This window comes from Achromobacter sp. ACM01, from assembly GCF_014851745.1.
GTDB lineage: Bacteria > Pseudomonadota > Gammaproteobacteria > Burkholderiales > Burkholderiaceae_B > Achromobacter > Achromobacter aegrifaciens.
Genome location: NZ_JACVAF010000003.1, coordinates 1,154,615 through 1,167,944 on the forward strand (window position 1 = coordinate 1,154,615; position 13,330 = coordinate 1,167,944).

General features: G+C 66.2%; 15 protein-coding genes. 6 read left to right on the plus strand and 9 right to left on the minus strand.

All coding sequences use genetic code 11. From position 1 onward, the window contains the following. The first annotated feature begins 90 nt into the window (after positions 1-90). Entirely contained in the window at positions 91-2,013 is a 1,923-nt protein-coding gene (locus IB268_RS20080; RefSeq protein WP_192354705.1) for an LTA synthase family protein, read from the plus strand. Between the two features lie 18 nt (positions 2,014-2,031). Here IB268_RS20080 and IB268_RS20085 read toward each other — a convergent pair whose 3' ends face one another. Next, positions 2,032-2,637, minus strand: a complete 606-nt coding sequence (locus IB268_RS20085; RefSeq protein WP_192354706.1) for a DNA-3-methyladenine glycosylase I — start codon at positions 2,635-2,637, stop codon at positions 2,032-2,034. Positions 2,638-2,876: 239 nt separating this feature from the next. On the opposite strand from IB268_RS20085, the gene IB268_RS20090 reads away from it, so the two are divergent. Further along, a complete protein-coding gene (locus IB268_RS20090; RefSeq protein WP_059373686.1) occupies positions 2,877-3,338 on the plus strand; it encodes a YkgJ family cysteine cluster protein in 462 nt (153 codons plus the stop codon). 8 nt (positions 3,339-3,346) lie between these two features. On the opposite strand, the gene IB268_RS20095 is transcribed toward IB268_RS20090, so the two are convergent. Together IB268_RS20095 and IB268_RS20100 are read right to left on the minus strand one after the other, a co-directional pair. Further along, positions 3,347-4,210 carry a carboxylesterase gene (locus IB268_RS20095; protein ID WP_054457560.1) on the minus strand — a complete coding sequence of 288 codons (864 nt, stop codon included), beginning with the start codon at positions 4,208-4,210 and terminating at the stop codon, positions 3,347-3,349. A 188-nt stretch (positions 4,211-4,398) separates the two neighbouring features. Beyond that, a complete protein-coding gene (locus IB268_RS20100) occupies positions 4,399-5,181 on the minus strand; it encodes an AraC family transcriptional regulator (RefSeq protein WP_119451421.1) in 783 nt (260 codons plus the stop codon). A 104-nt stretch (positions 5,182-5,285) separates the two neighbouring features. Here IB268_RS20100 and IB268_RS20105 point away from each other — a divergent pair, with 104 nt between their 5' ends. The 3 genes from IB268_RS20105 to IB268_RS20115 all read left to right on the plus strand — a co-directional run bounded on the left by IB268_RS20105 (position 5,286) and on the right by IB268_RS20115 (position 6,540). Beyond that, positions 5,286-5,726 carry a Fur family transcriptional regulator gene (locus IB268_RS20105; RefSeq protein ID WP_054457561.1) on the plus strand — a complete coding sequence of 147 codons (441 nt, stop codon included), beginning with the start codon at positions 5,286-5,288 and terminating at the stop codon, positions 5,724-5,726. Then, positions 5,723-6,142 carry a hypothetical protein gene (locus IB268_RS20110; protein WP_054457562.1) on the plus strand — a complete coding sequence of 140 codons (420 nt, stop codon included), beginning with the start codon at positions 5,723-5,725 and terminating at the stop codon, positions 6,140-6,142. The genes IB268_RS20105 and IB268_RS20110 overlap by 4 nt, the downstream gene beginning before the upstream one ends. A 110-nt stretch (positions 6,143-6,252) precedes the next feature. Continuing rightward, the gene (locus IB268_RS20115) at positions 6,253-6,540 is read left to right on the plus strand and encodes a hypothetical protein (RefSeq protein ID WP_054457563.1); all 288 of its coding nucleotides are present in this window, start codon (positions 6,253-6,255) and stop codon (positions 6,538-6,540) included. Between the two features lie 11 nt (positions 6,541-6,551). Here IB268_RS20115 and IB268_RS20120 read toward each other — a convergent pair whose 3' ends face one another. The 5 genes from IB268_RS20120 to IB268_RS20140 are packed head-to-tail and all read right to left on the minus strand — an operon-like array spanning position 6,552 to position 10,970. Beyond that, a complete protein-coding gene (locus tag IB268_RS20120) occupies positions 6,552-7,571 on the minus strand; it encodes a fumarylacetoacetate hydrolase family protein (protein ID WP_192354707.1) in 1,020 nt (339 codons plus the stop codon). Beyond that, a complete protein-coding gene (locus IB268_RS20125) occupies positions 7,568-8,110 on the minus strand; it encodes a VOC family protein (protein WP_054457565.1) in 543 nt (180 codons plus the stop codon). Before IB268_RS20125 ends, IB268_RS20120 begins: the two co-directional genes overlap by 4 nt. An 8-nt stretch (positions 8,111-8,118) precedes the next feature. After that, a complete protein-coding gene (locus tag IB268_RS20130) occupies positions 8,119-9,096 on the minus strand; it encodes a tripartite tricarboxylate transporter substrate binding protein (RefSeq protein WP_192354708.1) in 978 nt (325 codons plus the stop codon). Positions 9,097-9,126: 30 nt separating this feature from the next. Next, the gene (locus IB268_RS20135; protein ID WP_054457567.1) at positions 9,127-9,330 is read right to left on the minus strand and encodes a hypothetical protein; all 204 of its coding nucleotides are present in this window, start codon (positions 9,328-9,330) and stop codon (positions 9,127-9,129) included. Beyond that, positions 9,327-10,970 (minus strand): FAD-dependent monooxygenase, encoded by a 1,644-nt coding sequence (locus IB268_RS20140; protein WP_192354709.1) that lies wholly within the window; start codon positions 10,968-10,970, stop codon positions 9,327-9,329. Before IB268_RS20140 ends, IB268_RS20135 begins: the two co-directional genes overlap by 4 nt. Positions 10,971-11,142: 172 nt before the next feature. Between IB268_RS20140 and IB268_RS20145 the strand changes: the two genes are divergently transcribed. Then, positions 11,143-11,883, plus strand: a complete 741-nt coding sequence (locus IB268_RS20145) for a helix-turn-helix transcriptional regulator (protein ID WP_225589009.1) — start codon at positions 11,143-11,145, stop codon at positions 11,881-11,883. 25 nt (positions 11,884-11,908) lie between these two features. On the opposite strand, the gene IB268_RS20150 is transcribed toward IB268_RS20145, so the two are convergent. Next, complete coding sequence (locus IB268_RS20150; RefSeq protein ID WP_054457570.1) at positions 11,909-12,874, minus strand: LysR substrate-binding domain-containing protein; 966 nt, start codon at positions 12,872-12,874, stop codon at positions 11,909-11,911. Positions 12,875-13,330 lie beyond the last annotated feature (456 nt).

Consider the following 13,330-nt stretch of genomic DNA (forward strand, 5'->3'; position numbering starts at 1 on the left):
CTACCGAATTTTCGACGCCGGTCACGCTCAAATGCCTGAACGACAGACCCCGGCCCCTCTGACCGGGCAGCAGAACAACCTGGAGGCCCGATGCGGCATTCGACCTTGATTTTCGTGGTAGCGGCATTTGCGCTGCTGACGCTCAGCCGCCTGGCGCTGGCCGCCTGGCAGTCCAAGCGCGTGCGCGATGCCGGGGGGCTCCTCCCCCTGCTGCTCGGCGGGCTGCGCATCGACGCGCACCAGATCGCCGTGCTGGCGGCGCTGCCGGCCGTGCTGTCGCCCTTGTTCGGACACATCCCGCTGGCCGCCACGCTGGCCGGCTACTGGTATTTGGTCGCCTTCATCCTGCTGGCCTTCCTGGAAGTGGCCACCCCGCCCTTCATCCTGGAATACGACTCCCGCCCCAACCGCCTGTTCGTCGAATACCTGAAGCATCCGCGCGAAGTCTCCGGCATGCTCTGGCGCGGCTACAAGGGCGCACTGGTGGGCGGTCTGGCCGTCGTGGGCCTCATTGGTTGGGGCGCCTACGGCCTGTTCGGCCACGCCCTGCCCGACGCGCAACTGAGCTGGTGGCAGATGCCGCTAGCCAGTCTGGCGATCCTGGCCATCGTCATCCTGGCCATCCGCGGCACGCTGGGCCACCGCCCGATCAACCCGTCCTCGGTCGCCTATAGCTCGGACGGCATGCTCAACACGCTGGCGTTGAACTCGCTCTATAACGTGTTCTATGCCGTCTACAGCATGAAGAACGAAAAGTCCGCCTCCGCCGTGTACGGCGGCATGGACGACGACAAGATGCACGCGAGGGTGCTGGCCCAGGCCGGCCTGCCCAACCCGCCCGCCAACCCCGACTACCCCAGCCTGCACCGCCAGGTGGCCACCCGCAAAACGGCGCGGCCGCTGAACCTGGTGATCATCCTGGAAGAAAGCCTGGGCGCGCAGTATTGCGCCGGCCTGGGCGGAGCCGACCTGACGCCGGAACTGGACGCCCTGGCACGCGAAGCCTGGACCTTCACCCGCGCCTATGCCACCGGCACCCGCTCGGTGCGCGGGCTGGAAGCGGTGGTCACGGGCTTTCTGCCCACTCCGGCGCAGGCGGTGCTGAAGCTGCCGCGCTCGCAGCGCGGCTTCTTCTCGCTGGCCGACCTGCTCGGACGCCATGGCTACCATTCGCGCTTCATCTACGGCGGCGAATCGCACTTCGACAACATGAAGGGCTTCTTCCTGGGCAACGGTTTCAAGCAGATCGTGGACCGGCCCGATTTCGTGGACCCGGCCTTCGTCGGCACCTGGGGCGCGTCGGACGAAGACATGTTCAACCAGCTTGACCGGCTGCTGCGCGAAGACGGCGACCAGCCCACCTTCACGCTGGCCTTCAGCGTGTCCAACCATTCGCCCTGGGAGTACCCGGCAGGCCGCATCCAGACCGACGGCAACCCGGCCACCGTGGAGAACACCGTGCGCTACGCCGACTGGGCGCTGGGCCGCTTCTTTGAACGCGCCAAAGCCTCGCCGTACTGGGAGAACACCGTATTCCTGATAGCGGCGGACCACGATTCCCGCGTCTTCGGCGCCAGCCTGGTGCCCGTGCGCCACTTCCATATTCCGGCCGTGATCCTGGGCGCCGGCATCGAGCCGCGCCGCGACGACCGCCTGATCAGCCAGATCGACCTGGCGCCGACCCTGCTGTCGCTGATAGGCGTGGACACCGAGCACCCCATGATCGGCCACGACCTCACCCGCAGCACGCCGGGCCGGGCGATCATGCAGTACGACAATACCTACGGCTATCTGAAGGAAGACGATCTGCTGGTGATGGCGCCCAACAAGACGCCTCTGCAGTACCGCTATACGGCGCCCGAGGAATACGCGCCCGTGCCGCTGGATCCAGAACTGGCGTCCGAGGCGCTGGCCCACGCGCTGTGGCCCAGTTGGGCCTATCGCGAAGGCCGCTACAGCCTGCCGGAACAGGCTGGCGCATCATCCTCCTCCAGCGAAAAGCCCGCCGCCTGAGCCCCTGCCCCGCGGCCGCTACGCCGGCCGCTTGAAGGCCTTGCGGGCTTTCTCGCTGGCGGCGTGGCAATGGCAATCGGGGCTGTGGTCATTCACCATGCCCACCGACTGCATGAAGGCGTAGACGGTGGTGGGCCCGACAAATTTCCAGCCCAGTTTCTTCAGCGCCTTGGACAAGGCCTCGGATTGCGCCGAGGTCGAGGCGCCGCGGGTCGACGGCGCCCCCTTCGGGGCTTCGAAGCGCCACAGGTAGGCGCCCAGCGAGCCTTCGCGCTCGATCATTTCCAGCGCACGGGCGGCATTGTTGATGACGGCTTCGATCTTGCCGCGATGGCGCACGATGCCGGCGTCGTCCAGCAGCCTCAACACCTCTTTTTCGCCGAAGCTCGCCACCTTGGCGGGCTCGAAGTTGGCGAAGCCGCGGCGGAAGGCGTCGCGCTTGGACAGGATGGTGCGCCAGCTCAACCCCGACTGGAATCCTTCCAGGCAAAGCTGCTCGAACAGCGCCCGGTCGTCGCCTTCGGGGTAGCCCCATTCAGTGTCGTGGTAGGCCATGTACTCGGCGGACGTGTCCACCCAGCCGCAACGGATCAGACCGTCGGGGGATTCGGTGTTGGCGTTCAAGGCAGGCTCCTGGGCGCTATCGGGGCTACCGATGCTACCGCAGCAACGTCCCCGATAAAAGTCCGCCCATGCGCAAAAAAAGCATGGCGGCCGCCGATCATATCCCGCTACTATTTGCAGCCCTGATCCCGCGCCGGCCCTGTCCGCGCGCATCCCGGCGCTGCACGGGGGGTCTGCATCATGCAGCCCGTTTTGCGAGCCAGCCGGGGCCTGGACAGGTTTTCAGCCTCCCGCGCGCCATGTCCCTGCTAGAGTCCTCTCTCATTTCCTTCGTCTCTCCCGCCGTCCTGGCAGGCGACGACCCGGCCGCCAACCCCTGTCTGGACTGCGGGGCGTGCTGTGCGCATTTCAGGGTGTCGTTCTATTGCGGCGAACTGGCAGGCGAGAACGGCGGCCATGTGCCGGTGGAACTGGTCACCCAGATGAGCCCGCTGCGCGCGTGCATGAAGGGCACGGAAACCGGCGGCGGCCGCTGCATCTCGCTGCGCGGCGAACTCGGCCAGCCCGGCATCCATTGCGCCATCTACGAAAACCGCCCCACGCCGTGCCGGGAATTCGACATCTGGATGCCGGACGGCTCGCCCAATCCGGATTGCCAGCGCCTGCGCCTGGCGCTGGGATTAGCCCCGGTGCCGCCCCGGCCGGACGCCGAGAACGATCCGCAAGGCCCCCTGCACCCCAACCAGCCCGCCGCGGCCTGAGTCGGGTTTCAGCCGGCGCAGGAATGGCCGGCCTGCGCCAGCATCGCCTGCCCGGAGCAGACATCGGCCGCGGGGGCCCGAACCCGCTTGCGCATTCGGACGATGTCGGGGTCCTTGCCCAGGAAGCCCAGCACATTGCGCATCACGCGTTCGCGCTCCTGGTCCACGCAGATCATGTGATAGCTGTCCTCCAGCATCACCACCGTCGACTGGGATATGCGCCGCTCCAGGAAGCGGGCTGAGCGCGGACTGGTCAGCTCGTCCTCTTCCGCATGCATGATCAGAGTCGGGCAGCGCATGCGCTCCAGCCCGCGCCGCACCATGCCGCGCAACCGGTCCACCTGGCGCACGCAAGCCAGCGGCACCCACTGGTAATGGAAACCGTCGCCGCGCGCGAACCCCGCCTTGATGAAGGCGCGCACCAGTTCGCTCTTGACTCCATATGGATCTTCCTCGCGCACGCGAATCCGCCGCCGCAGGCCCGGCAGGCGATACACCAGGTAGCGCACGGCCCGGTACCAGGGCGTGCTCCATCCATCCAGGAACACCGGCGCGGACAGCGACACCAACGCGCCGCGCGTGTGCGATTCGCGCTTGCATAGCTCCACCGCCAGCAGCGCCCCCAGGCACATGCCGATGACATGCAGTACCTCGTATTGCGCACAAAGTTCGCGATAGCGCTGCGTGACCACCGCCATCCAGTCCTCGACCGTCACGTCAAGCAGGTCTTCCGGACAACCGGCATGGCCGGGCAAGGTCACGCCGTGGGGTTCGACCCCGGCGCGCGCCAGCACCTTGTGCATGGCGCCCATGTCGAATTCGGTGCCGCCCAAGCCGTGGATAAGCAGCGCGCCGACGCGTTGCTGGCTCACGGCGCACTCCCGGACGGCGGCAACGCCAATAAAAACAAGTCATTCATGAAACACCCCTGAAGCATGGCGGGCAGGACGAAAAGGCCTGTCCGACCCTGGCGTCATACTAGGCAGGGGGTGTCCGGGAAGATCGGCAAAACTGTCGGAGAACCGTGAAAATCCGTAAAGCCCACGGCCGGGGGGCTGAACTACTCGCGTTCGGCCAGGTAGCGCGTAGGCGTCACGCCGAAAGCGGCGCGGAAGCTGCCGATGAAGGCGCTGGTGCTCTCGTAACCCACCGAGAGGCCGGCCTCGGTGACCGAGCCGCCGCGGCAAAGCAGCTCCAGGGCGCGCAACAGGCGCGCCTGCTGGCGCCATTGCCCCAGCGTGACGCCCGTTTCCTGGCGGAAGCGGCGCATCAGCGTGCGCGAGGACATGCTCAGGCGCTGCGCCCACTCATCGATGCCGGCGGTGTCGTCTGGCCGGTCCAGCAGCGTATTGGCCAGATCCTGCAAACGCGGATCGACAGGCATGGGCAACAGCACGGGTTCATGCTCGCGCTGCTTGAGCTCTTCCAGCAGCACGTCGAACAACTGTTCCTGGTAGGCGGGAGACAAGGTCGTGTTCGGCTGGACCGACGTGAAGCGGTCCATCAGGGCTTCGATCAGCCTGGACGCGGGCCAGGAGCGGCAGCGGTCCGGCAGGCGCCCGCAGGCGTCGCGGCGCACGTACAGGAAGGACCCGCGCGCCTCGCCGAACCAGCGCGCGCCGTGCTGCACGCCGGGCGGAATCCAGCCCAAACTGCCCGGCATCACCGTCCAAACCTGGGCGCCCGCCTGCACCAGTACCAGCCCCTCGTGCACGAGCACCAGCATGCCCTCGTCATGGACATGAGAGGGTACGGCAATGCCTTTGGATTCACGCCGTCCCTGGACGCTGAACGGCGTCAGCAATACGTCCGGCAGGGGAGGCGCAACGGCCACGTGAAGCATGGTTGGCAGGTTTGAGCTACAGGTTGACGGTTTCCGGTGAGCGGATCCAGTTGGAAATGTACATCATTCTCACCTGGATATCAGCCACGCAAGGAAAACCTCCCATGGACCACTCAAGACTGCGCCATGCCGGCATCAAGGCCACCTTCCCGCGCATGAAGATCCTGGATCTCTTCTATCAGCACGCCGGCCTGCACATGAGCCCGGCCGACATCTACCGCAACCTGCTCTCGGACAGCAGCAACATCGGACTGGCCACCGTTTATCGCGTCATCACGCAACTTGAAGGCGCCGGCCTGCTCAAACGAACTCAGCTCGACGCTCACACCACCGTGTACGAGCTCAACGACAAAGGACACCACGATCATCTGGTCTGCACCGATTGCGGACGGATCCTTGAGTCCAGCGACCCGGCCATGGGCCAGCTGGTCAGGAAGATCGCCAAGCGCAGCGGCTTCCTGCTGGACTCCTACAGCCTGGTGCTTTACGGCCACTGCGGCTGCGGCAAGAACGCCGCCGCCCTTCCTCACGGAGAATTCGAATGAACCACGAACAGTTTTTCTTCCACGACCTGTCCCAGTTTCCCATCGTCACGTCCAGGCATGGCGGCGCGCCCGACGGCTATTCCGCCAGCTGGATACGCGAAATGGAAATGCTGGTAAACAACCCCCAGAGCTTCGTCATGGTCGTGCCCGACATGCGCCAGGAAGCCGGTCAGGCCGACCGCAAGGCCATGATCGAATGGCAGACCGCCAACATGCCGCGCCTGAAGGCCCGCTGCCGGGCATTCATCGCCGTGGAGGGCAATGCCGAAGCGTTGGACAAGATCCGCAAGCGCGGCGAAAAGATGACCCGCGCCTTCGGCGTGCCATTCCTGGCCGTGGCCACCGTCGGCCAGGCGGCGCAATGCGCCCGCGAACTGCTGGGCCAGTCGGGCCCGGGGGGCTTTATCGTGGACTAGAAGGGCCCGTCGATTTAAGAGTTGGCCGCCAGCGCCGTTGTCCATTGATGTCAGGGCGCTGGTACCCGCCGGGTTGCGCGCCCCTTCAACCCCAGGACCGGCCGCCCAGCATGAATCGCGCACTCGCCTGCATTTTTTGCCAATCGACGCTTGCGCAAGGCGCCCCGCTGCTCGAACAGAACGGTGCAGCCATCTGCAAGGCCTGTGCCGACAGCTTCTCGGCCCGGTTCTCCGAACGCGCCTGGACCATGGCGGCCAGCCTGCAGGAACAGCTCGACGTGCTGCTGGACGAAAGCCGGCGCGCCCTGGCCCATAGCGAATTGATGGCGGAGCGCGCCCGCAGCTGCGGCCTGAACCTGCACGATCTGTCGGCCATGCCGGCGCGCACCCTGTCCTGAAATCCCCGCGGTCAGCGCCCTCCTCCTGCGATTTGCACACATTGGTCGATGGCGCCGAACGGCGCATCGCCATCCGGTCCGCGCGCCAGGATGCGCACGCGATCGCCATGCCGCAGGTAGGGCGGCAGCCGCGCTTCCGGCACTCCGTCGAGCTGCGCGCGAACCCGCGCTTCGGTAATGCAGGCGCTGCCCGCGCCCGGATCCGCATTGCTGATGGTCCCCGCGCCGATGATGCTGCCTGCCGCCAGGCTGCGCGTCCTGGCAAGGTGCGCGATGATCTGTGCGAAGTTGAAGACGATCTCGCTATTGGCGTGAGGCTCGCCGAAGCGCTCGCCGTTGATCTCGATGCGCACGGGCAGGTCCAGCATGCAATCCTTCCAGGCGGCGCCCAGCGCGTCCGGCGTCACCGCGATGGGCGCAAAGCTGGTCGCCGGCTTGCTCTGGTAGAACCCAAAGCCCTTGGAGAGCTCACCCGGAATCAGCCCGCGCAGTGACACGTCGTTGAGCAGGACCACCAGCGCGATCAAATCGGCGGCCCGGGCGGCATCGGTGCCCATGGGCACATCCTTGGTGATCACGGCGACCTCGGCTTCCAGGTCGACCTGATGGGCCTCGTCGATCGCCACGATGGCGTCCTGCGGCCCGATCATCACGTCCGACCCGCCCTGGTACACCAGCGGCTCCTCTTCGTAGCGCGGCGGGATAGGCTCCCGGCGCCACTGGTAGATCAAGCGCGCATGATTGCGGTAGACGGAGGCATCCGCCCACTGATAGGCCCGTGGCAACGGGGCCATGCACTGGCTGGCGTCGAACGCGCCCGCTCCCGCCCACTCGGCGGCGTCGAGCTCCTGCGCGCGGCGGGCGAGCTGCGGCGCCAGCGCATCCCAATCATCCAGCAGGGTTTGCAGCGTAGCGGCGCAGCTCCCCGCGGATATCCATCGCAGGCCCGACGGGCTCACCAGCATCAGCTCGCCGTCACGCGTGCCGTTCCTGCGCGTCGCCACGCGCAATGGCAAGGCAGGCTTGGTCATGCCAGTCTCCCCGGCGCCGCCGCGGCGCCCCGCTTGTCCTCGGTCCAGCGGTCCAGCGCCGCGCGGGCCTCCCGCACATAGCCCTCGACGACTTCGGGCGCGGCCACTTCGACCGTCAGCTCCAGCCGCAGGCCGTTGGGATCGAAGAAATAGATCGATTCGATGTAGCTGTCGTGGTCCGTAACGCCGACCACTTCCACGCCATGGGCCTCCAGCCGCGCCTTCATGGCAAGCAGATCGTCGCGCTGCGGCACCCGCAGGGCTATGTGATTGACCCAACCGGGCGTGTTCGGCGATGGCAGCGCCGCGGTCTGGTCGCCCAGGTCGAAAAACGCGATGCAGGAGCCGTCCCGCATGCGGAAAAAAATATGCACATAGGGGCAGAATTCACCGGTGCTGGGCACGGAGTCCTTCTTGATGACATGCACCAGCGGCAAGCCCAACAGGTCTTCGTAGAAGCGTCGGGTCTCCTCGGCATCCCGGCAGCGCCAGGCGAAGTGATGCAGTCCCTGCACGGGACGAGCGGCAGTATGGTCCATGCGATTCCTCAATCGAGCGAGATCTTGTTGGCGCGGATGACTTCGCCCCAGCGCGCCGATTCGGCGCGCGCCAGAGTCCTGAATTCATCAGGCGTTCCGGGCAGCGGCTCGAAGCCGAACTCGGCAAAGCGTTTCACCACGGCGGGATTGGCCAGCGCCGCATTCAGCTCCTGGTTCAGGCGCGCGACCGCTGGCGCCGGCATGCCCTTGGGGCCGAGCATGCCCTGGAACGCGAACACTTCGGCGTCCGGCACGCCCAGTTCGGCCAGCGTCGGCACATCCGGCAGCAGCGGCGAACGGGCCTGCGAGCCGATGACCAGCGGCCGCACCTTGCCGGCCTTGATGATGGACGCGCCCGAAGCCAGGTCCAGGAACATCACCGGCACCTGCCCGCCCATCACGTCCTGCATGGCGGGCGCAGCGCCGCGGTAAGGCACGTGGGTCAGACGGGCGCCGGTCCGGCTCTGGAACAGCTCCATGGCCAGATGATGCGGCGAGCCGTTGCCGACCGAGGCGTAGTCCACCTTGCCCGGCTCGGCCTGCACGCGCGCCATGAACGTCTTGAAGTCCGCAGCCGGAAACGCCGGATTCACCACCAGCACCAGCGGAAACTTGCCGATGGCCCCGATATAGGTGAAGTCCTTTTCCGGACTGAAGGCCAGCTTGCGGAACAGGTGCTCGTTAAAGGCCAGCACGCCGTTGTCCGCCGACATGACGGTGTAGCCGTCGGGCTTGGCGTTGGCGACCTGCTCCGCGCCGATATTGGTCGCGGCCCCCGGCCGGTTGTCGATGATGATCTGCTGGCCCAGCGCGGCGCGCATGGACTCGGCCAGCGTGCGCGCGAGGTTGTCGGTGCCTCCGCCCGCGGGATACGGCACCACCCACTTGATCAGTTGGTCGGGATACTTGCCCTGGGCGCGGGCCAGCGGCGTGGCTGCGGCCAGGGCCGAGGCCCCCAGCGCCGCGAGGAAATGGCGTCGGTTCAAGTCTGTCTCCTTTGGAATGGTCGTCGCCGGTCAGTCGGCTGAAAGCGAAGGATTGGGCAGGTCAAGCAAGGCGTGCTCGATGGCGTCCAGGCAACGCTGCTCGTCCTGGACCTGCTCGAACAACAGCAGGGCCAGGCGCGCCAGAAACAAGGACTCACGCCCGCGCCCGGCGGTCGCGATGGCGTTGCTGCAGCGGGCATAGATACGGTCCTGGACCGCGGCGTCGACAATCATTGAATGGCTCCTTGCGCCCCGCAGGCGCGTTCGATGGCGGACAGCACGGTGTCCAGCGATGGCGAACGCCACCGGCCGCAGACATGGCCGTCGGGCCGCAACAGATAGGCCATGCCGGCCTGCGGCGACTCCGCGTGCGCCGCAGGCGCGGCACAACGGCAAGGCAGAAACCGCCACGCAGGCGAAGCCGTCAGCGCTTCCAGCGCCTCCTGTTCCGGCCAGCCGCCGAACGCCAACAAAGTGAAACTGCCAGGCGTCAGCAGATCGGTCAGGTGCCCGCCGCCCGCCGTCCCGCCATCCGCCATCGGCGCGCCTGGCGCCCAATCGCCCCCGCCCTCGTCATCCGTCGACAAGGGCGATCCCGCATAGGCGATGGCTCGCGTCTGCCGCGGATTGACCAGGCGCGCGATGCCCGGATGCCGGCCCGCCAGCGACAGGCAGGCCTCGCGCATCAGATCGAAGCCGCGATGCGGCGGCGACATGAACTCGGTACTGCGCATGGCGTTCTCGGCATTGACGTGGAACGCCTGCCGCCGTTCGCTGCAATAGCTGTCCAGCAGAGCATCCGCGCCCTTGCCTTGCAGCACGGCCGCTAGCTTCCAGACCAGGTTGTCGGCATCGTCAAAACCTGAATTCAAGCCGCGCACGCCGAAAATCGGCATGGCATGCGCGGCGTTGCCAGCGAACAGGATGCGGCCATGCCGATAGGCATCCAGCGTCATCGCGCCCGCGCGGTACACCGAAGTCCACACCGGCGTCCAGGGCAGATGTCCTTCGCCGATGGCGTCCAGATGCGTCTGCACGAATGCCTGCACCTGATCCGGCTGCAAGGCTTGCGCGGCATCCGCGCCGGCCGCCAGTTGATAGTCCACCCGCCAGATGTTGTCCGGCTGGCGATGCATCAGGATGGTGGTCCCGCGCGCCCAGGGCGGGTCGAACCAGGCGCGGCGCTCCGCAGGATGGTCGCTGGCGAGCTCGATATCGACGATCGCGTAGCGGCCTTGATAGCCCGTACCCTTCAGTTCCAGACCCAGGCTGGAGCGTATGAAGCTCTGGCCACCATCGCAGGCCAGCAGCCAGTCGGCGCGCGTCTCGTAGCTGCCAAGCGGATTTTCGACCCGCACGCTCACGCCCCCGGCGTCGGGACGGCATTCGACCACCTTGCTGGCCCAGCGGATATCCACCCGCCCCGGGAAGCGGCCATTGATGTCGTCGATGGCGTCCAGCAGGAACTGTTCGATGTAGTACTGCTGCAGATTGATCATCGGCGGGTACTTGTCGCCCGGCGTCGACGGCATGTCGAACACCAGCACCTCCTCGGTGCCGTAAAAGCTGCGGCCCCGGGTCCACGCCAGGCCTTTTTCCATGAAGGCCGGCGCCACGCCCAGGCGGTCCAGGATTTCCAGGCTGCGCCGCGAAATACAGGCCGCCCGGCTGCCCTCGCAGACCGAGTCGTCGGCCTCGATCACCACGCTGTCCAGGCCCAGTCGGGCCAGACCCAGCGCGGCCGCCAGCCCCACCGGACCGCCGCCCGCAATCAGCACGCGATGATGCCGGGCCTCACCGCCTTCCGCGTTGAGCCGGGGCAGCGACGGCGGGTAGCGCCGGTACTCGAAGGGTCCGATTCTTTCCAAGGGCATGCGCAAGTCCTGAACGTGTCATCAAAAAAAGGCCGTATTGGCTTGCGTCATATTCTGCGGGGCCGGACTGGTTAATATGTCCTAATTAATCAGGACAGACTAACCCGCTATGAAATTGCTGCCGCTGCCGCCGCGGCCCCTTCCTCCCGGCCAGGCGCTGAGCATTGCACTGATGAATGCAATCGGCGCCGAAAACTTCGCCGCCGGGGTGCTGGACGCGCTGGGCACCACCTTGCCCGCCAGTCATTGCACGGTGTTTGCGCTGCGCAGCAGCGGGCGTGTGGAAGCCGTTTCGAGCGCCAGCGCCATCGGTGAAGTCGCGACGCTGACCGCCATCGAATACATGCGCCTGGGCTTCGACAAGCAGGACTCCAACATGATCTGGCTGTCCCGGCGCAAACCCGCCAAAGCGCGCCAACTCTGGATCGGGCATCAATTCGCCGAAGAGGTCGCCGATGCCCACTACCGCCGCGTCTGCTATGACGAGCCCGGCATACGCGAACGCATGTCGCTGCTGGCCGTGTTCCCTGACGGCTACCGGGTGGCGGTCAGTCTGCACCGGAACTTTTCGTATCCGGACTACGGTCCCAAGGACTTCGAGCGCATGTCGCAACACGCGTCGCTGATCGCGGCGGCAGTCATGCGCCATGTCCAGGTGACCCGGCGCGCGCCCGCGGACCAGCCGCTGCAGGTACAACTCTTGACCAAGCTATCGGGCCGCGAACGGCAACTGATCACGCATGTGCTCGACGGACTGACCACCAAGGAAGCAGCCCTGGAAATGGGCGTGTCCGAGACCACTGCCCTGACCTATCGCTACCGGGCCTTCCAGCATCTGGGCGTGCGCAACCATCGGGAGCTCATGGCGCTGCTGGGCGCGAGCCTTCCCAAGCGCGGCAGGCCGGCGCGCTGACCCAAATTCCGGGCGACAGCCGGCATCACGGCAGGGCCAGTCCCGCGGAGTCCATGAGACCGGATTTTTGCGCGCTGGACCGCCCTTCCTTGGAGGCAGCGAACATGGAGTCCCGTGTGGCGATCAGGCAATCGATGAAGCACTCGGCGGCCGGCGTGGGCGGCGACTCCTTTTTTGCCAGGATCGAAATGCGGGCAGAAGGCAACTCATGCGCCAACGGCATCATGCGCATGTTCGCCGGCAGGAGGTCATGCTCGAACAAAGGGCGTACGAAAATGCCCAGCGCATCGCTTTTTGCCATGATGGCCAACGCCACTGCCACCGAATGGCAGGAAATGGTGTCGCGCGGCAAAGACAGGCCGTGCGCGGCGAAAGCCAGCCTCAGCAGGTTTGTGGGGGCTTCCGGGTTACCCGGCACGAGCCAGGGCGCGTCATGCAACTCAGCCAGGCTGCGCGCCTTGCGCAGCGGATGCCCCAGACGCGCGCCGACCGCGAGCGGCAGCGTGAACAGCGGACGATGCGCGAAACCGTCGATGATCTCGCCGTCGTACTCGGTTTGCACCAGAAAATCGTAGCGTCCGGACTCCAGCTGCTCATGGCTGTAAGGCGGCGCCACTTCATTGAACGAAACCGCCACGCGCGGCATGCGCGCGCGGAATGCAACCAGTGCGTCCGGCACGACGACCAGCGCCGCCGAACTCACGGCCAGGTTCAACGTACCGCCTTCACCATCGCGCATCTGACCGATTTCCTCACGCGCGCGGCGGGTCTCCTGCAGGATGACGATGGCCCGTTTGTACAGCGCCTCGCCGTAGGTAGTCAGCTCCACACCCTTGACGCTGCGGCGCACGAGATCGACCCCCACGGTCTGTTCGAGTTCGCGCAAGCTGCGGGTCGCGGCGGGCTGCGTCACGGAGAGCGCTCGCGCTGCGGCGCGGATGCTGCCGTGCTCGGCGATCAACGCGAAGGCGCGCAATTGGCGTAGGTTCATGCGTTCGGCTCCGGCGGACTTTTGCGGAATACAAAAGGACAGATCACTGCGCGCAACTTCGGTTTTTCATTCTATGGCAACCATATAGCAGCGGCGCACAGATGTGCTCGCGCGGAATTCACCGGCAGCCTGCGGCAGGAACGCCGCCACCGGCGCGGCCACCATTCATGCAAGGCACGATTCGCCCCCGGGGTATATGCGCAGGACTTTCCAGGTCACCCGCCCTATAAGGAAAAGTATTCATTAGAACGCAAATCCTGTCTTTTTCTTATTTCAAGGCGTCCTTATAGTGCCTCTCAAAGAAGGGGGGGCCGAGACCCGGATGCACAGACCGCGCCCCCCCCCCCGAGAGACACCAGGGAAAACCATGCCTTCCGATCGGCGTGGCCGCCCCATGACGACACTGACGCGCCTGTGGCGTGACGCCCCGAATCTGAATCGCCATTCCATGTTGGC

What these genes read in the sequence shown, in the direction of transcription:
- IB268_RS20115 (WP_054457563.1), top strand. Translation starts at nt 6,253, where the DNA reads ATGAATCGCGCACTCGCCTGCATTTTTTGCCAATCGACGCTTGCGCAA.
- IB268_RS20090 (WP_059373686.1), top strand. Translation starts at nt 2,877, where the DNA reads ATGTCCCTGCTAGAGTCCTCTCTCATTTCCTTCGTCTCTCCCGCCGTC.
- IB268_RS20080 (WP_192354705.1), top strand. Translation starts at nt 91, where the DNA reads ATGCGGCATTCGACCTTGATTTTCGTGGTAGCGGCATTTGCGCTGCTG.
- IB268_RS20125 (WP_054457565.1), bottom strand. Translation starts at nt 8,110, where the DNA reads ATGGACCATACTGCCGCTCGTCCCGTGCAGGGACTGCATCACTTCGCC.
- IB268_RS20105 (WP_054457561.1), top strand. Translation starts at nt 5,286, where the DNA reads ATGGACCACTCAAGACTGCGCCATGCCGGCATCAAGGCCACCTTCCCG.
- IB268_RS20135 (WP_054457567.1), bottom strand. Translation starts at nt 9,330, where the DNA reads ATGATTGTCGACGCCGCGGTCCAGGACCGTATCTATGCCCGCTGCAGC.
- IB268_RS20100 (WP_119451421.1), bottom strand. Translation starts at nt 5,181, where the DNA reads ATGCTTCACGTGGCCGTTGCGCCTCCCCTGCCGGACGTATTGCTGACG.
- IB268_RS20120 (WP_192354707.1), bottom strand. Translation starts at nt 7,571, where the DNA reads ATGACCAAGCCTGCCTTGCCATTGCGCGTGGCGACGCGCAGGAACGGC.
- IB268_RS20110 (WP_054457562.1), top strand. Translation starts at nt 5,723, where the DNA reads ATGAACCACGAACAGTTTTTCTTCCACGACCTGTCCCAGTTTCCCATC.
- IB268_RS20145 (WP_225589009.1), top strand. Translation starts at nt 11,143, where the DNA reads ATGAATGCAATCGGCGCCGAAAACTTCGCCGCCGGGGTGCTGGACGCG.
- IB268_RS20140 (WP_192354709.1), bottom strand. Translation starts at nt 10,970, where the DNA reads ATGCCCTTGGAAAGAATCGGACCCTTCGAGTACCGGCGCTACCCGCCG.
- IB268_RS20150 (WP_054457570.1), bottom strand. Translation starts at nt 12,874, where the DNA reads ATGAACCTACGCCAATTGCGCGCCTTCGCGTTGATCGCCGAGCACGGC.